Source organism: Sinomonas sp. G460-2, assembly GCF_047759905.1.
Lineage (GTDB): Bacteria > Actinomycetota > Actinomycetes > Actinomycetales > Micrococcaceae > Sinomonas.
This window is the reverse complement of sequence record NZ_JBKZWT010000049.1, coordinates 1-19,490: the sequence shown is the minus strand read 5'-3', so window position 1 is coordinate 19,490 and position 19,490 is coordinate 1. Positions and strand designations below refer to the sequence as shown.

20 protein-coding genes are annotated in these 19,490 nt (G+C 65.2%); 8 read left to right on the top strand and 12 right to left on the bottom strand.

Annotated elements, in window-relative coordinates; all coding sequences use genetic code 11:
* Positions 1–231: 231 nt before the first annotated feature.
* Positions 232–1,266, top strand: a complete 1,035-nt coding sequence (locus tag ACLN58_RS07505; protein WP_415854639.1) for a LacI family DNA-binding transcriptional regulator — start codon at positions 232–234, stop codon at positions 1,264–1,266.
* On the opposite strand, the gene ACLN58_RS07500 is transcribed toward ACLN58_RS07505, so the two are convergent.
* The 4 genes from ACLN58_RS07500 to ACLN58_RS07485 form a co-directional block, all read right to left on the bottom strand.
* Positions 1,220–3,001 (bottom strand): DUF5605 domain-containing protein, encoded by a 1,782-nt coding sequence (locus tag ACLN58_RS07500; RefSeq protein WP_415854638.1) that lies wholly within the window; start codon positions 2,999–3,001, stop codon positions 1,220–1,222. The genes ACLN58_RS07505 and ACLN58_RS07500 overlap by 47 nt on opposite strands.
* 70 nt (positions 3,002–3,071) lie before the next feature.
* Positions 3,072–3,965: a carbohydrate ABC transporter permease gene (locus ACLN58_RS07495; protein WP_415854637.1), complete on the bottom strand. Its 894-nt coding sequence runs from the start codon at positions 3,963–3,965 to the stop codon at positions 3,072–3,074.
* A complete protein-coding gene (locus tag ACLN58_RS07490; protein ID WP_415854636.1) occupies positions 3,962–4,858 on the bottom strand; it encodes a carbohydrate ABC transporter permease in 897 nt (298 codons plus the stop codon). Before ACLN58_RS07490 ends, ACLN58_RS07495 begins: the two co-directional genes overlap by 4 nt.
* Before the next feature lie 154 nt (positions 4,859–5,012).
* A complete protein-coding gene (locus ACLN58_RS07485) occupies positions 5,013–6,269 on the bottom strand; it encodes an ABC transporter substrate-binding protein (RefSeq protein WP_415854635.1) in 1,257 nt (418 codons plus the stop codon).
* A 435-nt stretch (positions 6,270–6,704) separates the two neighbouring features.
* Between ACLN58_RS07485 and ACLN58_RS07480 the strand changes: the two genes are divergently transcribed.
* Positions 6,705–6,947, top strand: coding sequence for a hypothetical protein (locus tag ACLN58_RS07480; protein WP_415854634.1), 243 nt, complete (start codon positions 6,705–6,707; stop codon positions 6,945–6,947).
* A gap of 39 nt (positions 6,948–6,986) precedes the next feature.
* Here the strand turns inward: ACLN58_RS07480 and ACLN58_RS07475 are convergent, their stop codons facing one another.
* The 5 genes from ACLN58_RS07475 to ACLN58_RS07455 form a co-directional block, all read right to left on the bottom strand.
* Entirely contained in the window at positions 6,987–7,427 is a 441-nt protein-coding gene (locus ACLN58_RS07475) for a VOC family protein (protein WP_415854633.1), read from the bottom strand.
* A gap of 26 nt (positions 7,428–7,453) precedes the next feature.
* Entirely contained in the window at positions 7,454–8,116 is a 663-nt protein-coding gene (locus ACLN58_RS07470) for a hypothetical protein (RefSeq protein ID WP_415854632.1), read from the bottom strand.
* Entirely contained in the window at positions 8,113–8,724 is a 612-nt protein-coding gene (locus ACLN58_RS07465; RefSeq protein WP_415854631.1) for an RNA polymerase sigma factor, read from the bottom strand. The genes ACLN58_RS07470 and ACLN58_RS07465 overlap by 4 nt, the downstream gene beginning before the upstream one ends.
* A gap of 594 nt (positions 8,725–9,318) precedes the next feature.
* Complete coding sequence (locus ACLN58_RS07460; RefSeq protein WP_415854630.1) at positions 9,319–9,624, bottom strand: hypothetical protein; 306 nt, start codon at positions 9,622–9,624, stop codon at positions 9,319–9,321.
* Between the two features lie 12 nt (positions 9,625–9,636).
* Entirely contained in the window at positions 9,637–10,104 is a 468-nt protein-coding gene (locus ACLN58_RS07455; RefSeq protein ID WP_415854629.1) for a hypothetical protein, read from the bottom strand.
* A 710-nt stretch (positions 10,105–10,814) separates the two neighbouring features.
* On the opposite strand from ACLN58_RS07455, the gene ACLN58_RS07450 reads away from it, so the two are divergent.
* The 6 genes from ACLN58_RS07450 (at position 10,815) to ACLN58_RS07425 (ending at position 15,660) form a co-directional block, all read left to right on the top strand.
* Positions 10,815–11,099, top strand: coding sequence for a PLDc N-terminal domain-containing protein (locus tag ACLN58_RS07450; RefSeq protein ID WP_415854628.1), 285 nt, complete (start codon positions 10,815–10,817; stop codon positions 11,097–11,099).
* 175 nt (positions 11,100–11,274) lie between these two features.
* Positions 11,275–12,903, top strand: a complete 1,629-nt coding sequence (locus ACLN58_RS07445; protein ID WP_415854627.1) for an MDR family MFS transporter — start codon at positions 11,275–11,277, stop codon at positions 12,901–12,903.
* A 405-nt stretch (positions 12,904–13,308) separates the two neighbouring features.
* Positions 13,309–13,512 (top strand): cold-shock protein, encoded by a 204-nt coding sequence (locus ACLN58_RS07440; protein ID WP_307967627.1) that lies wholly within the window; start codon positions 13,309–13,311, stop codon positions 13,510–13,512.
* Positions 13,513–13,612: 100 nt separating this feature from the next.
* The gene (locus ACLN58_RS07435; RefSeq protein ID WP_415854640.1) at positions 13,613–14,722 is read left to right on the top strand and encodes a fatty acid desaturase family protein; all 1,110 of its coding nucleotides are present in this window, start codon (positions 13,613–13,615) and stop codon (positions 14,720–14,722) included.
* A gap of 40 nt (positions 14,723–14,762) precedes the next feature.
* A complete protein-coding gene (locus tag ACLN58_RS07430; RefSeq protein WP_415854626.1) occupies positions 14,763–15,221 on the top strand; it encodes a hypothetical protein in 459 nt (152 codons plus the stop codon).
* A 97-nt stretch (positions 15,222–15,318) separates the two neighbouring features.
* Entirely contained in the window at positions 15,319–15,660 is a 342-nt protein-coding gene (locus ACLN58_RS07425; RefSeq protein ID WP_415854625.1) for a YciI family protein, read from the top strand.
* 59 nt (positions 15,661–15,719) lie between these two features.
* On the opposite strand, the gene ACLN58_RS07420 is transcribed toward ACLN58_RS07425, so the two are convergent.
* From ACLN58_RS07420 to ACLN58_RS07410, 3 genes are all read right to left on the bottom strand, one after another.
* A complete protein-coding gene (locus ACLN58_RS07420) occupies positions 15,720–16,010 on the bottom strand; it encodes a hypothetical protein (protein WP_415854624.1) in 291 nt (96 codons plus the stop codon).
* Positions 16,011–16,254: 244 nt separating this feature from the next.
* The gene (locus ACLN58_RS07415) at positions 16,255–17,262 is read right to left on the bottom strand and encodes a hypothetical protein (RefSeq protein WP_415854623.1); all 1,008 of its coding nucleotides are present in this window, start codon (positions 17,260–17,262) and stop codon (positions 16,255–16,257) included.
* 1,243 nt (positions 17,263–18,505) lie between these two features.
* Entirely contained in the window at positions 18,506–19,177 is a 672-nt protein-coding gene (locus tag ACLN58_RS07410) for a fasciclin domain-containing protein (protein ID WP_415854622.1), read from the bottom strand.
* Between the last annotated feature and the right edge of the window lie 313 nt (positions 19,178–19,490).

The following is a 19,490-nucleotide window of genomic DNA, read 5'->3' as shown; positions in this document are numbered from 1 at the left end:
TGGCGCTCCCGCCACCCGCTGTCGGGCTGCCGCCACCTGACCCTGCGGAACCGCCGCAGGAAGCCACGAGCAGCGCGGCGGCAACGATCGCTGTGCCGAGTGCTGTACCCGGTCTCATGGCACCAAATAGTCGCACCCTGCAGCGGCAGCGTCGAGAGGAGAAAGTACGACGGCGGCGCACGCCATAGACTGAATGCTCACCCCCGCTTTCGATTCGAAGGGGAGGCATCGGTGAATTCCGGCCCCCGCAAACGGCCCACCATGATCGACGTCGGGCGTCGCGCCGAGGTGTCGGCGCAAACCGTCTCGCGCTATTTCAACGGCGGCTATGTCTCGACCGACTCTCGCGCGCGGATCGAGGCGGCGGTAAGCGATCTGGGCTACCGCCAGAATCGCCTTCCGCGCCAGTTGCGGGGCGACCGGACCGAGAGCATTGGATTCCTTTCGCTGGGCCCGATCAACTACGGCAACGCGAGCATTCTCATGGGACTGAACCACGCCGCGAGGGCTCACAGCCAAACTCTCGTGACGTCCCATTTCGAACCGGATCCGGCCGACCCCAAGGTTCAGGCCGAGCTGTTCCGCGACATCGACAGACTCCTCTCGATGCGCGTCGACGGCCTTGTGATCGCGACTCCGTTCGTCGGCGGCGGCGTGCTCGTGGACTACGTGAAGGACGCCGTCCCGGTGATCCTGCTCTCGGAAGGCGGAGACGGGGACGCGCCGACGGTGCATTCCCGCTCCTACGCCGCGGCTCGCCTGGCCGTGCGGCACCTCATCGAGCTCGGACACCGCGACATCCTGCACCTCGGCGGGCCGGCGAACCGCAACGAATCGCACACACGGCGCCGCGCCTACCAGGACGAACTCGCCTCCGCGGCGCTCACTCCGCTCCCGATTCTGGAGTGCGCGGAGTGGGACGCCGCGTCGGGTGCCGCATGCGCCGAGACGATCGATCCGACGCAGTTCACCGCGGTGTTCGCGGCGAATGACGAGATCGCTTTGGGATTCTCGAGCGTGCTTCACGGGCGCGGATTCACCGCGCCCCGGGACTACTCGATCGTCGGATTTGACGATATGCCCGAGGCCCGCTATTTCACCCCGCCCCTGACCTCGTCCCGTATCGATTTCGAGCGAATCGGCGAGGCCGCGCTGCTCACCGTTCTTTCGCTCGTGCGCGGCGAGGCCCCGAAGCCGAATTACTCGATCGAGCCGGCCCTCATCGTGCGGGAGTCAACGGCTCCGCCGTCGTCGGCAAAGCCCTGAGCCGCACCGCGATGTATTGCCGCCCCGGAAGCTCGATGCGGAAGCGGCCCGAAAAAGTCCCCGGCAGAGTCGCGACGGTCATATTCCAGGTGTCGATGACGTCGACCTCGAAATTCTTCTCCGGCGACTTCACGAATCGCCGGTACGTCGGCTGGTTGAATCCGAAATAGATGAGCTCGTACTCGTCCCGAATCCCGGCGCTCGGCGCGTCCCAGTGACCGTCGAGCGGCTCGAGGTGACCGTGCGGGCTCTCCTCGAGGATGCGGCGCAGGAAGCCGATACGCTCGGGGCTCGTCCCCTTGAGGGTCCCGCCCTTGGCCCACCACAGGACGTCGTCCGGGTCCACGTACGTCTCGCCGTGGCCCACGTACCCGCCGCGGACGGCGCCCTCCCAGAAGCGGCGCGTCATCTCCTCGCCGGTGATGTTGCCCCAGCCCTGGTCGATGTTGCCCTCGTACGCGCACTCGTCGATCACGATCGGCTTGCCGTACGCGGCCCGCCACTCGGTGGTCATCTCGGCCGTCTTGTAGACGTCACGCCGCTGGATGCTGCAGTGCGTCACCCACGGGCGGCTGTGGTCGTAGAACTCGCGGCAGTTGTGAATGGACAGGAGGTGTCCGCTCGGATCGTTCGCGGTGACGATCGACGCGAAGCGCTCCCAGTCCTCGGTGGTCTTCTCGAACATGAGGTCGTATTCGTTGGCCAGAGACCACCACACGTTCCGGCGGGAGGCCAGTCGGGCCACGGCGTACTTGACGTACAGATCATCCGCAGCCGTGCTCATGGTCGAGAAGCCCCAGCGGTCGTAGGCGTGGAAGAGGATGAGGTCGGCCTCGATGCCGAGCTCGTCGAGCTGGTCGATCCGCGCCTCGAGGTGCCTCCAGTACTCGGGGTTGGGCCGGAAGTGGTCGAACCCCTCCTCGAGCGAGCCCTCGTACGGGTAAAGCTCGGGCTCGTTCTCGTTGAAGAGGTACGACTTGGGGAACACGCACATGCGCATCTTGTTGAACGGCCCGGTCTTGAGCGCCTCGAGCGTCGCCTCTTCGAGGTCATTGCCCTGATGCGTCCACACGTAGGAAGTGGTGCCCATCGGCACATAGGGGGTGCCGTCGTCGTACGCGAAGTGGAAGGTGTCCGCGACGCGCACCGGGCCCCGGGACGCCGCCGGCCCCGCAGTGAACGTGCCCGTGATGCCGTCGAGCGACCGCGCGTTGCTCGAGGTCGTGAAGCTCCACTCGCCCTCGGCGGGAACGAGCAGCCTAATCCGGTACTGGCCGTCGCCGTCGTAGAAGCCGGGCGCCTCGAGCACGGCACCGTCGGACGTGAACGTCGCCGTGAGTTCAACGTCCGTGAAGGGGTTGCCGCGCGAGGGGCCTTCGAAGGTCGCCTCGAACGCGGTCCACGCGGGCACGAGGTCCGCATGGCGGACGACGGCGCTCCCACGCGCCGTCGCCTCGTCGTCGTCGTTCGGGGCTGGGGCCGGGACGTTGCCCGCGGGGGCGACGGACGACGGCGCGTCCCCCGCCTCGGCGACCCGCGCCAGGAGCGCGGCTTGGCGGCGAACGTCGCCCCGAAGCCGATCCTCCGTGCTCAGAATGAGCCCCAGCGGGTAGTGGTAGAGCGTGTGCAAGATCGGATTCCCTGCAAGCTCCGGGAGCTCGGCGGCGATGACCTGGTGGGCGCGCGGATGGCGCATGATCTCGAAGAGCGGGGTTTCGGGGGTGAAATTCGGCATGGTGGCTTTCTCTGCTCGGTGCGGCCGGGCTGGTTGTGGCGGGGCGTGGCGGGGCGGGGCCGGGTAGGGCTCAGCCCTTGACCGCGCCGGTGAACATGCCCTGGACGAAGTACCGCTGGAAGAGCAGGTAGACGATCACGACGGGAAGGATGGACATGACGGTGAACGCGTTGAGCGGCCCGTAGGAGCTCGTGAACTGGGACTGGAAGCTCTGGATCGCGAGCGGGATGGTCATCGACGCCTTGCTCTGGAGGATCACGAGCGCGATCGCGTACTCGTTCCATGTCGAGACGAAGTCGAGGATGAAGAGCGCGGCGAGCGCCGGCTTCGACAGCGGCAGGACGATCTGGAGGAACAAGCGCAGGTTCCCGCCGCCGTCGACCCTCACGCTCTCGTCGATCTCGCGTGGGATCGACGAGAAGAAGCCGTAGAGGATGAAGATCTGGTATGGCAGGCCGAAGCCGATGTACGGGAGGATCACGCCCCACGGGGTGTTCAGCAGGCCCAGGCTGAGGATGGTCTTGAACAGCGGGCCGAGGGCAACCTGGATCGGGACCATCGAGCCGAGGGCGAAGGCCCCGAGGAGGAGCTTGCTGCCGCGGAAGCGGATCCTGGAGAGCGCGAACGCCGCCGCCGCGGAGATGAACAGGCCGATCGGGACCTTGATCACCGCGATGAGGAGGCTGTTGCCCGCGGCGGTAAAGAAGTTGCCCGTTTGGATCGCCTTCGCGAAGTTCTCCCACTGGGCCGCGCTGGGGAGGGAGAAGGGCGAGGAGGAGAAGATTTCGTTCTCGCTCTTGAGCGACGTGACGAGCATGAACAGCAGCGGCAGCGCCCAGAGGACCATGGTGATCGCGAGGGCGATCCACAGCCCGATGCGGACGTAGTCCCGCGAGGCCGGGGCCTTCCGCCGCCGGCTGGGGGCGGCGGCGGCCGAGGTCCTGCGGAGTGTCAGGGTGGTCATCTGTCGTCAGCTCCCTTGGTGGACCAGATGAGGTAGGGGATCACGAGGATCATCGTGATGAGGAGGAGGACCGTGGCGACGGCGTTGCCCATGCCGAAGTCGTGGTTGAGGAACGACTGGGTGTACGACCAGAGCGCGAGGACCTGGGACTTCTGCGCCGGCCCGCCTCCTGTCATGCCGACCACGAGGTCGAAGACCTTGATCGAGTTGACGATCGTCAGGACGAGCACGACGACGACCGTTGGCCGAAGCGCGGGAAGGGTCACGTTGCGGAACACCTGCCAGGCGCTCGCCCCGTCCATGCGGGCGGATTCGACGAGCTCCTTCGAGACGCTCTGCAACCCGGCCAAGAACAGCACCATGTTCAGGCCCGCGACCTGCCAGACGAAGGCCGCGAAGATCGCGTAGATGGCGGTCTTCGGGTCGCTCAGGAGCGTGGTCCCGGACCCGTCGCCGAGGTGCAGCCACTTCGCCATGTCGCTGATCGCCCCGTAGTTGGGGTTGTACATCCAGCGCCACATGTTGGCGATCGCGATGGGGGCCAGGACGCCGGGGATGTAGAAGACGGAGCGGAACAGGTTCCGTCCGAAGATCTTCCGGTTGAGGGCGAGCGCCATGATGAGCCCCAAGGAGGTGGGGATCACCAAGGAGAGCAGGACCCACACGACCGTGTTCTGCACGGCCGTCCAGAACACGGGATCCTTCGTGACGAGGCGCACGAAGTTCTCGAAGCCCACGAACACATCCGGGGAGGAGTTGAACCCGGACCACTTGTAGAGGCTCAGCCGCACGGCGCTCACCATCGGCCCGATGACGAACACGACATAGGCGGCGAGGGCGGGGGCGAGGAAGGGGAGGGCGGCGATGAATCCGCCCTTGAGGATGCGCCGCATCCTCGGTGCCTTGCGCGATCGGGGTGCGATCGCCGGCGTCGGATGGCCGGCCTGGCCGGCGGCAAGAAGCTTTGACAAAGTATCGCCTTTGACAGTTTCGATGAGGGTCCGGCCGCAGCGGGGCCGTAGCGGCTGCCGCCGCGGCCGGATCTCGTCAGCCGTTGGAGTCCAGGAACTTCTGGAACTCGGTCCCAGCCTTCGAGGGGTCCATGCCTCCCGTGGCCACGAGGTTCTGGATGCGCCAGTACTCGGTGGTCGCGGTCTGCGAGAGGTTCTGATCGTTGTTCATGTACAGGCCCTTGGCGTCCGTGAAGACCTTGTTCCAGGACGTGGTCAGCGAGTCGGTCGCGGTGGACTTGACGTCCTTGTCCACCGACTGCGTCGCGAACGTTCCGAGGTTGTCCTGCTGGACCTTGCTCGACGTGAGGTAGTCGACGAACTTCGCCGCGGCGTCCTTGTGCGAGCTGTCCTTGGTGATGTACTCGGCCTCTTCGAAGCCGTACAGGCGGCCCGTCCCAGTGGAGAGGGGGAAGATCCCGACGTCCTCGGGCTTCATGTTGTTGCTCGCGATCGAGGCATTGAACCAGTCGCCCTCGAGGGCCATCGCGGCCTTGCCCGAGTAGAACAGGGCCGACGATTCGTCATTGTTGATGCCGATGAAGCCCGGGTTGAAGTAGTTCTTCGACCACTTCTGCAGCTCGGTGAAGGACTTCGTGACGCACTGCTCGGTGCCCCAGTTGGCCTTCTTGGTCACGAGCTTGTCGAACGTTGCCGAGCCGCAGTTGCCCTCGAGGAACGTGTCGAGCAGGCGCATGACGTGCCAGTTGACGGTTCCGCCGAACTCGATCGGCGTGATCCCGGCGTCCTTGAGCTTCTGGGCGTCGGCGTCGAGCTCGGCGAGCGTGGTGGGCGGCGTGGTGATGCCGGCCTGCGCGAAGAGCTTCTTGTTGTAGTAGAGCGCCTGGCCGTTGAGCTTGAACGGCACGCCGTTGTAGCCGCCGTACTGCTTCACCGGGCCCAGGGCAGCGTCGGCGAACCGGGAGTCCCAGTTGTACTGCTTGTAGTAGTCGGTGAGGTCAGCGCTCGCGTTGGCCTTCACGAGCTCGCCGCCGAGGCCGGGGCCGGCCCAGTACTGGTAGATGTCCGGGGCGGCCGGCGTGCCGATCGCCGTGCGGAGCGCGTCCTTGTGCGCGTCGACGGCCCGGGCCGTGAGCTGGACCTTGATGCCGGGGTTGGCGGCCTCGAAGTCGGTGATGATCTTGTTGAGGCCGTCCTGCGCCTTCTGGTTGGACGGGTTGACGACCCACCACTGCAGGGTCGTGTCGCCCGAACTGCTGCCAGCGCCTGCGGAGCACCCCGCCAGCAGAGCAACCGCCGCAACTGCGGCGGCGGCCTTTGCGAACCAACGCATCCTCGCGTCCTTTCTGTTCTGGGCGGCCTGCATCGGCGCCCCGATTGTCGAAGTTCCCCCTTGCGCCGGGAGGTCCGGCGTCTGGAGCAAGGTCTCGAACCGTGCCTGCATCGAGTATGGGTGTGATGCATAACATAGTCAACCGGTTGACCAATTTTCATCGTTGAAGTAGGCGGGTGGTGTGGGCTGGCGGCCTGGATGCGGACGACGACGGCGGGGCGGCTTCCGGGGTCCGGCGCCTAAGATCCGCCTAACTTTACTTCCATGCTTGTTACGGCGTACTTGACACGGGCGAACTCGGTTGCTTGTCTGAAGTCTCGGCGGGACGCGGCTCGCGGACCGCCGCAACCGTACGAACGATTTGGGGGATCCATGCACAAACTGCTTGCAGGAGTCGACGCTTCGCGGTTGTCGCACTCACGGAGGTCGGCGCCGGTGAAGATCCTTCACCTTCTGCGGGAGTATGGCGAGGCGCGAAGCGCGACATCTGCTCGAGTGATCTACCAGATCGCTGCGTCAGCGGTCCTGGTCGGACTGCTGCTCGGAACCATCTTCGCGGGATTGCCGATCTGGTTGTTTTGGGTGGTCGTCGCCCTCGAAGCCGCTGTCGACGTGATCCTTGTCCGTCGATGGATGATCCGCGACGCGGCGGCCCGAGCGGCGAGTGACGAACCGTAGTCCTTGCCGTCGACAGGTGTTGCTTGCGGCAGGTCCGAGTCAGCCGATCTGTTCGGCCAGGGCGACGATGATGCCCGCAGGGCCGCGGAGGTAGCAGAGCCGGAAGATGCTCTCGTACTGGGCCACCTCGCCGAGAACCTCGGCGCCGTGGGCGCGTAGTCGGGAGATGGTGTTATCGATGTCATCGACGGCGAACATGACGCGATGCAGGCCGAGCGTATTGGGCGGCGGGTTCTTCGGCCCGGCGTCGACGAGCGCGGGGGCGTAGTACTTCGCCAGCTCGAGCTTGCCGTGGCCGTCTGGGGTCCGCATCATGGCGATCTCGCTTCGAATGCCGTCGAGCCCGACAGTCTGGTCCGCCCACAGCCCCTCAATCTGAGCCCTGCCCTCCAGCTCCATGCCGAGCTCCGTGAAGAACGCCACGGCGGCATCCAGGTCTTCGACGACGATTCCGACATTGTCCATGCGCTGAATAGTCATGGCTCCGAGCCTAAAGCAGCTCCGGTTTACTGCTGAAGCGCAGGGATTCCAAGGCGAGCGCACACCTCAGGACCCCCAGGGATGACGGCGACAGTGTTGTCGACAACGCATTCGGCCAGGCGTGGGATGTAGTGCCCGAAGTGTCCGAAGACGCCCTGGTCGGGCTCAATGGGGTGATCGTTCTGGTCCTTGTACCCGGCTCCAGAGACGATGCTCCCCGGCGCGGGGAGGAGGAAGTCCGCCGGGATGAGGTCATCTGTGAGTCCGTCAGGACTCATCCCCCCGTCATTCCAGATCCTGCTGCAGAGGTTGATGGGGTCGCTGATTTGCTTCATTCCGGCGTTCTTGTCGCTCGGATTCGGGTTCTTGCTGGCGTCGAACCCTGCCTCGAAGATGCCTGCTGTTATGAAGGGAGGCATGGTTTGGCCCGGCAAGGCCTTGATCGGGGGCCTCGTAGTGAGGTCGGCGTGGTAGTAGCAGCGAATGTCCCGTTTGTCGTTCACGGGAGCAAAGGCCGTGTAGATTCCGGCGGCGGTAGTTCCAATCAGGGCCGTGCCAGCAACTGCCATCACCACAGGAAAGCTGCGCCATCTTCGCCCAGGCGCCGGCCTACGGCGGGCTTCCTGAACGAGCAGATTCCGGACGCGGTCCTTCGTGTCCTTGGGGTAGGTGATTTCGGAGAGGTTCATGACATCCTCGCTTTGGCGATCTTCGCGTCAAAATGATCGGCAGAATCCGGGGGACTGGGCAGTTTGGCCAACTTGGCCTTGGCCCTATGCAGCCGGGATTTGATGGTGCCGGGGCGGACTCCAAGGGCCTTTGCGACCTCATCCTGACCGAGCCCGTTCACCAGGCACAGAAGGACGACGTCCCGCTCGCCTGCGTTCAGACCAGCGGTGGTGTCAACCATTTCGCGGACGGCGCGTTCCGCGTCGAGCCTCGTAGCAATGGCCTCGGCGTGGTCGGCCTGATTCTGTTCGTGTCGTGGGTCCGAGTACGGCAGCCGTGCTAGGAATTCAGCGTGACGGCGTGATGCTCTGGCGCGATTGCGGTCTGCGTTGGTGGCGACCCCTAGCAGCCATGGCAGCACCGTGTCTCTTTCGAGTCTGAGCCTGTTTCGCTGTCGCCAGGCCTCAAGGAAGGTGATTGAGACGAGCTCCTCAGCGTCGTGCCACGACCCGCACCGCGACACGCAGTACCTGAAAACGGCATCGGCATACCTTTCGAACAGGACGCCGAAGGCGTCGGCGTCGCCAGCCGCGCACCGGCGCCACAGGTCTTCGTCGGGTTCCCCCATATGCCTCATGCTCCGTAGTGTCCGCAGCGGCCGAAAAGGTTCCCGTTGCGAGTAGACCATTGAGCAGCGTCTCACGGAGTCCGGATTCCCGGTTGGGTCTCTCGCCTCTCGATGGTCGCTGGTCGGTAGCACTCACAGACAAGTAGCCCGGAGCAAGCGTGTACGGTTGCGCCTCTCTCTTGCGGCACGGAGGCTTAACGTGGCTCACCACCGAAACTGACAGTTGTGCCACGGAAGTCTCATGAGCACACTCGTGCCTAGGCAGGCGACGACCATCCGGGTCTTGGATCCACGGCTAGGGTGGCCTTGCAAGACGGCGCTATCTAGGGGGATGAACGCGTGTCCGAGGGCGACAAGGTGATGACGATCGGCCTGTCCCGAGGCCTACACCGAGACCTAAAGGTGGCCTCTGCGGTGACAGGGGACCCAATGAAGGAAATTGTCCTGAGGGTGATCCGGGCCGAGTTGGCCCGGATCAAGAAGGATCTGAGCGGTGAGGCCCACCGCGGTGAGCCTCGATCGTAGCGAACAGCTTGCTGATGGGGATTTGGACTACGAGCCGTCCCATCAGCAAGCCAGTTCGGCCCTCAGTCGCTATTCCATTGCGATCGATCTCACATTTTCCGATAAGAATTTCACAACTTTGGCGGCGGCAGTTGGCTTGGAGACAAGGATGACGATCGGTTCATACCACTGGAGAACACACCATGAATTCAATCGTCCAAACGCGATCAGATCAGCGTCATCCAGAGACCCTCCGCTGAAGAGCTTCCTCAGGGAATCGGCCGAACCAGATTTCTGAACGATGAGCTCGGCATCGTAGCGGGTAACTTCTTCGCCGTTGAGCCACGATCGAAGCGGCTCCCCGGGTCGATAATTTGAAGATTCGAACATCTGCACCGAGCGCTCCGATCAAGGGCAGTTTACGGTCGTTGAGGCCGTGATGCCTCCGACAGTAACATATATCGTTACACTTGTGAGCCCCGGGCCGAAGTTGTCGTAATACGTTGAACTTGTGCCGATGCCCGCAGACCCGGTTGTGAGCACGCCCTCATACTCTGTGGTGAAGGTACCACCACCTGAGCCGTCGTCGTGGGTCTCGCTGTAGTACCAAAAGATCTGATATTGGAAGTTCGGCTCGCCGTCTACGACCGTGACGCTCCAGGTATATGAGCCGTCCTTGTAACAGACGAGGCTTGGGTACACCTCAAGATTTGCTGCGGTGGCGGAGGCGGGAAGCTGATTGCTGGGATCAACCTTCGCCGGCGAGAATGTTTCATTCGGTGCACTACCTGTGTGTGCGCGAGCGACGGATGTAATGCCGAGCGAAAGAAGTAAAATGAGGGATATTGCGGCAGCAAGCCGCGCGGCGGTGTACATGGTTCCTCAATTCATTGTCGGAGTCATTCGGGAAGCGCTCTGCGTCTGAATTCTCCAGAGTCAGCCGAAATGAGGATACGCATTGTTCTGACGATTTCCGCAACCTTTTTCATTGCAGCGATAGGTTGCGTACGGTTTACATTAACCCACGATCCGCACAATGCAAGGTTTAGGGGGTCCATGGTATTAGCCTCGGGTAGGGCGAGCGCCGAGCCGACCGCGAGCGACTAACCGCCTGGCGACTCAATTCGCCCCGCTTAGTGGATCACTAGGTGTGCGTCAATAGTCCACGCGGCGAGAATTCGTTCGCTCGCTTTGATTCCGCCGAGACCGGTCACGGACGCCGTCGGTAGTGGTTCTCAGTGAATGTTCGATAGGCTCCCCGGAATCTGTCGTTCAGGGTACGGGCTGGGCGCAGCGAAGCACGTAGGTGCTCCGTGTTTGAAAACGGGAGACTGGGTGGCCGTCGGTCATCGATGTCAGTGTTGCGATGCCCGTCTCGATTGATCTGCGCAGTGCGTTCAAGGCTGGATGAAGATGGGCTGACCCTCAGGATCCATAAATTGGGTCGTGGTGCGGGCCACCCATTGACCCTCCGCCAGCCCATCGCTAAGGATCCTGTATCAGGAGCAGGCAAGCGAATAATCCCGATGAACTTCGTGGGGGTCCTGGGACGTTTGGGTGCAGCTGAACGTGGGAGGAGACAGAGGATGGGCTACGAGTTCGTGACGACATGGCTGGGACCCAGTCAGGCTTCCGAGCTGCAGCCGAATTACGTGGTCCTGGCCATCGCCGGGATCCCGACTTTGGCCGTCCTAGCCGTTGAAATCGTCGCGCTTGTCCTTGCACTCACAGATCGGCGGTTGGCCGGCGTGGCGCGTTTCTTGTGGCTGGCTCTGATCGTGCTCATCCCCTTGATCGGCGCGATCGCCTATCTAACAGAACGCGGCAGACGGCGCGTACCTCGGCCGCGCGCGGAACCAGCCAGCAACTAGAGAAGATCGAGAGGGGCCAGCAACGCAAGCTGGCCCCTCTCGGCATACTCAGGGGCTTAGCTCGCGGCTTCCAACCCCGCTAGCTTGCTCGCCCAACTTGGGGACAGCAGAGCCCGCCGAGCGTAGCCTGAACGGAGAGACCGAACAGGCTCCTCGCTGTTTGGAGGTCGAGGCCATGTCAGCCGCTTTCGACGCTTCCGTCCCCGCGCCGCGAACCTACCGCCAGGTCCTCACGGCGATGTCCGGACTCATGCTCGGGATGCTCCTCGCCGCGATGGACCAGACCATCGTGGCCACCGCCCTGCCGACCATCGTCGGCGAGCTCAACGGGCTCCAAGAACTCTCGTGGGTCGTGACGGCGTACTTCCTGGCGTCGTCGGTCGTTATGCCGCTGTACGGCAAGCTCGGCGACCTCTACGGCCGCAAGCCGCTGTTCCTCGTCGCGATCGTCATCTTCCTCATCGGCTCGGTGGCCGCCGGGCTGTCCCAGAGCATGGCGCAGCTCATCGCGTTCCGGGCCCTGCAGGGTGTGGGCGGCGGCGGGCTCATGGTCGGCGCGCAGGCGACGATCGCGGACATCGTCACGCCCCGCGAACGCGGCAGATACCAGGGCTACATGGGCGCCGTGTTCGGCCTCGCGTCGGTCGCCGGGCCGCTCATCGGCGGCTACCTCACCGACTACGTCTCCTGGCGATGGATCTTCTACATCAACCTGCCCATCGGCGCGGTGGCACTCGCCGTCGTCAGCAAAGTGCTCAAGGTGCCGCGCCGCGAAGGGGAGCGGCGCATCGACTTCCTCGGCGCCGTCCTGCTCGGGGGTGCCCTGACGTGCATCGTGCTCCTGACGACGTGGGGCGGCACGACCGTCGCCTGGAACTCGCCCACCATCTACGCCCTCGGCGCGGCGGGCGCGGTTCTCTTGGTCGGCTTTGTGTTCGCCGAGCGGGCCGCGGCCGTGCCGATCATCCCGCTGCGGCTGTTCCGGCTCCCGGCGTTCGACGTCGCCGCCTCCGTGAGCTTCATTGTTGGCTTCGCGATGTTCGGCGGGATTGCGTTCCTACCGCTGTTCCTGCAGATCGTCTCGGGGGCGAGTGCGACGAATTCGGGGCTGCTGCTCGTGCCGATGATGGCTGGGCTCATCGTGGCCGCTGGGGTCTCGGGGCAGATCATCAGCCGGACCGGGCACTACAAGTGGTCGCCGATTGTGGGCGCGCTCGTCGTCGGGACGGCGTTCTATCTGCTCTCGACGATGGGCGTCGACACGAACCGGCTCACCTCGGGGCTGTACATGGTGATCCTCGGGCTCGGGATCGGGTTGACGATGCAGGTGATGGTCGTCATCGCCCAGAACGCGGCGGCGATCCCGGATGTGGGAACCGCGACGTCGACGGTGACGCTTGGCCGGTTGGTGGGCGGCTCGCTCGGGGTGTCGATCTTCGGCTCGATCTTCACGAGCCGCCTCACGGACCAGCTCGCCCAGCACCTACCCGCGGGAGCCGCGTCCCGCCTGCCGAGCACCGACTCCATCACCCCGGCCCTCATCTCGCGGCTGCCGGCGGCGCTGCGCCAGGGGTTCGAGATCGCGTTCTCGAACGCGCTGACCGGGATGTTCGTCTACGCGATCCCGATCATCGCGCTCGCCTTCGTCCTCGTGCTGACGCTGCGGGAGGTCCCCTTGCGCGGGTCCGAGGACAAAGAGCGGACGACGGCGGGGGCCGGCCGGGCGGGGGAGCATGGGCGGCACGTGGGGCCGGGTGCGCGCCGATTTGGGAGGCGTTTGAGTCAGCGGCGCGGGGTTCAGTGACCGCGGAGCGCAGCCACTGGCGCCGGAGGGCCGAGGTCGGCGTCCTGTAGACTCATACGAACGCGGACTTCCCAGGTGGTCGTCCGACCGGGGCCTTCGCTTCGAAGGCCCACCGTATTCGCCGCAGCGGTCTACGTCAGAGACCCGAGCGGCCGCCGCTGCACGATGCAAGGATCCGTGGCTGAAGAGGAACCACGGCCCACGTCCGCCTGTCTCTGGCACCATGGCCGACACCTCCCGCGACGTCCCTGCACGGCTTCCCCAGATTCTCGCCCTTCGCCATTCCGCGGAAGGCTGGGTACGGATTCGACTCACTCATCCACCCACTCACGTCCACGTCGGCGCCGTCGACGCGGCACACCCCGGTCGCGTTCGCGGCCGATCTCAACAAAAGGAAAAGACGACATGGCCACTGGCACCGTCAAATGGTTCAACTCCGAGAAGGGCTTCGGGTTCATCGAGCCCAGCGACGGCACTCCCGACGTTTTCGCTCACTACAGCGCGATCGCGACGCAGGGCTACCGCTCCCTCGAAGATGGCCAGAAGGTCGAGTACGACGCCGAGCGCGGCCCCAAGGGCCCGCAGGCTGCGAACATTCGCCCCCTCTGATCTCAAGAGCCGTGCGGGCGGATCGCGGACTGCCTTCCGCCCGCACGGACACACCCGCTTCCCGACAGCGCCTTGGGCGCCGGCCCCCAGAGAAGGTGCTCTGATCACAACAGTCTCCAGCCCCGCCCCCCACGTCACTTCCAGTCCTCAGGCTTACGCGGGCGCGGAGACGTTCCCTCCCCTGACCAAGGCGTATCTTGAGCTGTCCCAGACGATCCGCGAGAAGGGGCTGCTGCGCCGTACTCCGTGGTTCTACTCGCTGGTAGGTGGCGTCCTCGCAGTGGGGCTCGCGGGGTGCGTAACCGGCTCCATTCTGCTCGGAGAGAGCTGGTTCCAGCTTCTGATCGCAGCGGCGCTCGGCGTCCTGTTCACTCAGGTGGCATTCCTCGCCCACGAGGCCGGGCACCGTCAGATTCTGGCTGGGGGACGCGCGAACGATCACCTGGCCCGGATCTTGGGCGCAGCCGTGGGGATGAGCTATTCGTGGTGGGACTCCAAGCACTCCCGGCACCATGCGAACCCGAACAGGGTAGGCCGTGACCCCGACATCGACGTCGACACTATTTCCTTCCTCGAGGAAGACGCATCGAAGGCGAGGGGCCTCCGTGCCCTGATCACCCGCCGCCAGGGATGGCTGTTCTTCCCGTTGCTGACCCTCGAGGGCCTGAACCTTCACTACCTCAGCTTCCGCCACCTGTTCTCCCGGGGGCCGGTCAAGGCGCGCTGGGCCGAGCTGGGCCTGCTCGCGGTGCGCTTCGCCGTCGTCGTTCTTCCGCTCTTCTTGCTGCTCCCGCTCGGAATGGGATTCGCGTTCCTCGGGGTCCAGCTCGCGGTGTTCGGCATCTACATGGGCGCCAGCTTCGCCCCGAATCACAAGGGCATGCCCGTGATCGCTCGGGATGCGAAGCTCGACTTCTTCTCCAAGCAGGTGCGCACCTCGCGGAACATCTCCGGGGGTTGGTGGGCCACGTGGCTCATGGGCGGCTTGAACTACCAGATCGAGCATCACCTCTTCCCGAGCATGCCCCGCCCCCATCTCGCGAGTGCTCGCAAGATGGTGCGCGCGCAGTGCACGCGGCTCGCCGTCCCGTATGCGGAGACGAGCATCTGGCGCTCCTACGGAATCGTGATTTCGTACCTCAACAGGGTCGGGCTCGCGGCGCGCGATCCCTTCGAGTGCCCCCTCACCGCCCGGTACCGGCGCGCGTAATGGCCTGGCGCTCGAGGCACCGACTGGACGTAGCTGCGCTATGAGCCACAACTACGTCCGGGGCGCCTCGCTCAGCTCCTCAGTTTTTCAAGAGGAGATCCGGCAGATGCTCGCCGAGTCCGGTGCCAGCAGATTCCGCATCGCGTCGGAATACCGCAGGGCAGCCGTCGTCTTCAGCTTGGGTGACCGGACATTCCGCATGCTCGTCTCGCCACCCGGACCGGCCGATTCGCAGTCCGAGCGGACGCACGATTGGATACAGCCAAGCAGCAGACCCCACGAATCCAAGTCCGCTCAGGAAGCCGCCCGCCAAGCCTGGCGGCAACTGTCCTTGTTGATCCGGGCCAAGCTCGACGCCGTCGCCTCGGGCATCGTCACGTTCGACGAGGAGTTTCTGGCGTACATGGTCCTTCCGGGCGGCGGCACGGTCTTCCAGGCAACTGCCCCTGCGATCGCCGCGGCGTATGGCGATGCCGAGGATTCGGGCGCCCAGGGATGACCTGACCCGCGTACGTTGCGGGTGGCGCGAGTCTTGTGAGCGGGTGTGAGGTCGGCGACGATTGTCCAGTCTCTGAAAAGGGGAGAAGGAGTCGACGATGACGAAGTTCTTGATCTCGTTCCCGAGTGGAGCCATGGACCTTTCCCACGACGATCTGCAGACAGTCTCGGACGAGGCGCATGCGGTAGTGGAGGAGGCGAAGGAAGCTGGCGTTTGGGTGTTCGGCGGCGGAATCAACGAGGCCGTTCCGCCCGTCCGGGTCGCCGGGGATGGCACGGTGACCGAGGGCACCTATCCGCAGACGAAGCAGCTCGAAGGCGGCTACACGATTCTGGAAGTGCCCTCCCGCGAGGCGGCACTGGAATGGGCCGCGAAGATCGCGGTTGCCTGCCGGTGCGCGCAGGAGGTGCGCGAGTTCCAGTACGACCCCGCCAGTTGACAGGGTTCCCGCGACCAGGTTCGGTCGCGGGCATCACTGCGTTGGAGGGTAGCGAGGCGTCACGGGCGTGTTTGCTCGGCATCCGGATCGGAGGTGGTTGGTGCCTCCGGCAGATAATCCCGGAGCCAGTGCAGGGCGATCCCGATTGCTAGCAGAACTGCACCCAGCGGAGCGAGACCGGATCTGGTCGCCCCGACGATTGACTCCACCGCCCACATCATCGGCACGCGGCTTGGCTCCAGCGCGGTGGCGATCGCGCCCAGGATGGCAGAGCTCAACGTTTCAATGACGATGCCTGCCACGAAGATCAAGATTCCCGTATAGATGAATCGCTTCTTGATCGTCTGCATCAGATCTGCCCTTCTGAAGAGGATTAGGCCTCGGACACTCCGGTTCAGAATTGCACACCCGAAATTCCTGGAAGGCCTCGTCGGAGTATAGGCGGATCGCTCTTCGATCTCAGTGGGCGGCGAGGTCAAGACTGAGTGTCTGCCGGATTTGCGCATCCCTGGTGAAGGGACGAAACGGGAGACGTTCGCGAGCAGGCGAAAGGGGCCGGGCGTGTAAAACGCCCGGCCCCTCTCGACGGTGGCGCTAGCCGCCGATAATGCCGGTTCCCATCGTGGCGCTTTGGGTCATGGCGTTGAGGCCGGCGTTGATCCCGAGTCCGGCGCCGAGGTTGGCGTTGGTCGTGCCGGAGGTTGCGCTGTTGGTGCCGGTTGCGGCCCGGCCGGTGCCCGTGGTGGTGCTTTGGGCGTTGGCGTTGAGGCCGGCGTTGATTTCGAGTCCGGCGCCGAGGTTGGCGTTGGTCATTCCGGAGGTGGTGCCGTTGGTGCCGGTTGCGGTCCGGTTGCTGCCCGTGGTGGTGCTTTGGGCGTTGGCGTTGAGGCCGGCGTTGATTCCGAGTCCGGCGCCGAGGTTGGCGTTGGTCATGCCGGTGCTGGCGCTGTTGGTGCCGGCCCGGTTGCTGCCGCTGCCCGTGGTGGTGCTCTGGGCGTTGGCGTTGAGGCCGGCGTTGATTCCGAGTCCGGCGCCGAGGTCGGCGTTCGTCATTCCGGAGGTGGTGCCGGTGGCGCCGGTGGTTCCGGTTGCGGCCCGGTTGGTGCCCGTGGTGGTGCTTTGGGCGTTGGCGTTGAGGCCGGCGTTGACTCCGAGTCCGGCGCCGAGGTTGGCGTTGGTCATGCCGGAGGTGGCGCCGTTGGTGCCGACCCAGTTGCTGCCGCTGCCCGTGGAGGTGCTCTGGGCGGCGGCGTTGAGGCCTGCGTTGATGCCGAGTCCGGCGCCGAGGTTGGCGTTGGTCATTCCGGAGGTGGTGCCGGTGGTCCCGGTGGCGCCGTTGGTGCCGACCCAGTTGCTGCCGCTGCCCGTGGCGGTGCTCTGGGCGTTTGCGTTGAGGCCTGCGTTGATGCCGAGTCCGGCGCCGAGGTTGGCGTTGGTCATCCCAGACGTCGTCCCGGACATCACCGACCACGCGCTGGCGCTGTCCTGGGACGATACCGCTTGAGTGGCGCCGGTATCGGCTGAGGCTCCGGAGGCCCCGATGAGGAGCACGCCGCCAGCGAAAAGCGCGGCGCACAGGCTGTTACGAACCAGAGACTTCATGATGTGTTTCCTCACTCTGACTGATTTCTGACTCGGCCCGGTCGGGCCGAATTGGCTGCGGAATGCTGTGCGTCGCGGCACAGCGCGGCCAAGCTCAGTCGGGCGAGAAGCGTGGATCGTTGATCGGAGATCGGGGAAGTACGAAGCCGAAGGCCGATGTCTCCCCGCCCTCGGTGCGCGGCAGGATCAAGCGGTAGGGGTCATCGGCCGCGATCACGGACATCACGGGAGAGCTTCCGCCCGCTCCAGCGGCGACCGCCGAAGGGGCTGGCGGCAAAGCAGGGCTGCCAGCCGGCTCGCCGGTTGGTGAGGCCTCGATCTGAGCGGACGGGGACATCGATGGAACACCTTGCGGGCCCGCCATCCGGCGCTCCCGCAGCGTTTGCTTCGTGGGTGGGATCCGGGCGGTGACGCCGGACGCGGATATGCCGCCACGATCCGAGGCAGGCGAGTTCGGGGCCGGGGGAGGGGAGGCAGGCGGCGTTGCGCTGCCGGTTGGTCCGGGAGGCTGGCTCGGCAGGCTGCTGGCTGGGACGGGCGACGGCGCGGTAGGCCCGAGGTTCTGGGCCGCCGGTTGAAGCGCTGGCGCAACCGCGGTCAAGGGCGTGGTGACGGGTTCGGCAACAACCGCCACGATCGGCATGACAGGTTGAAGAATGGGCGCGGCGCCCTGCGCAATGACATTCGTGACCGGCTGCGCCGCCTGGCCGACCGTCTGGAGGGCGGCCCCACCGGGTGGAGCGATGGCGGTGGCCGCAGGGGCGGAGCTCCCGTCGGTAGGGCTCACCGCGGGCCCAGCCGGGCTCATGGCCTGAGCCCCGGAGCTTCCCACCGCCGGGGCGGTGTCGCGTGGAAGGACGGTCGCGGCCACGCCCTTGAAGGAACCCAGGAGGTCCCCGGTCGATGAGGTGTCAGCCGCGTGCGCGGTGCCCGTGCCAAGGGCTAGCCAGACAAATCCCGAGAAGGCCATTACTAGCGCGAAGCGCAGTGCGCAGAGGGGGCTTAGTGCTTGTCGAACTGTCATCGCCTCCGTTCGGGTCCCAGCTCGTCCGGCGGACTCCTGCGACCCGACCGTGGGGTGCCGTCCGATCAAGGTTCGGTGCCGTTCCGAAGTCGGATTGGTCGACCGTGAACCCAGATCTGCTTTGCGGCTGAATGCGATCGCCGCCGTGGACCTGGCCACGACGGCGATCGTCGATGCTGCCGGCAATCACGCCGGCCGGTGCGGTAGGGATGCCGCAGGTCAGCTGGCCGGCGGCATGAGGACCGAGTCCACGAGGTAAACGGTCGCGTTGGCGGTCTGGACTCCGCCGCAGATGACGTTGGCGCCGTTGACCTTGAGGCTGTTGCCCGAACCGGTCACGGTGAGCTTCTGGCCCTCGACGGTCATGTGTTCGCCAGCGATCGACTTGGGATCGATCTGGCCCGGAACCACGTGGTAGGTGAGGATCTTCTTGAGCGTCGCGTCATCGGTCTTGAGGCTGGCGATGGTGGCCGGGTCGATCTTGCCGAACGCGCTGTCAACCGGCGCGAAGACGGTGAACTGGTTCGAATCGAGGGTGTCAACGAGGTTGACCTTCGGGTTGAGCTTGCCAGAGACCGCCTGGACGAGAGTCGTGAGCAGCGGGTTGTTCGATGCGGCGACGGCCACGGGATCGGCCGCCATGCCCTTGACCGAGCCCGGGCCGCTCGGATTCGCCTGGGCGTACGCGGCGCAGCCCGTTCCGACGAGGTTTGCGGCAGGGTCCTTGGTGGACATCGCCGAGGAGCTGGGGCTCGGCGAACTCGACGGCGGGGCGCTCGAGGCGGCCGACGACGGGCCCGAGGATGTCGTCGACCCGCCGCAGGCCGCAAGGCCCAGGACGGCGATGGCGGCCAAGCCGACGGCGGCGGATGTGCGCTGAATTCTTCTCATGGCTTCACTCCTGTTCACGGTGTCCCGCCGGGGGTCTCGATGGTGCTCTCGGTGAGCGTGGCGGGGGTGGTTGCGACTGTCCTTCGGAGCGGCGGAGAGGCCGGATTGGACGCGCCGGGAGTGAGCCGACCCAGCGGAGGAAATGGATCCACCCCAATCCGGAGCGCCGGAGGGCGCCGAACGGTAGGCATGTGGGCGAACATCCTTATCGGTTTCCTTGGCGGTCTCATCACGGGGATTTCGCCGTGCATCCTCCCCGTCCTCCCGGTGATCTTCTTCTCCGGTGGGCTGGACAGCGCTCGGCAGCGGCCGC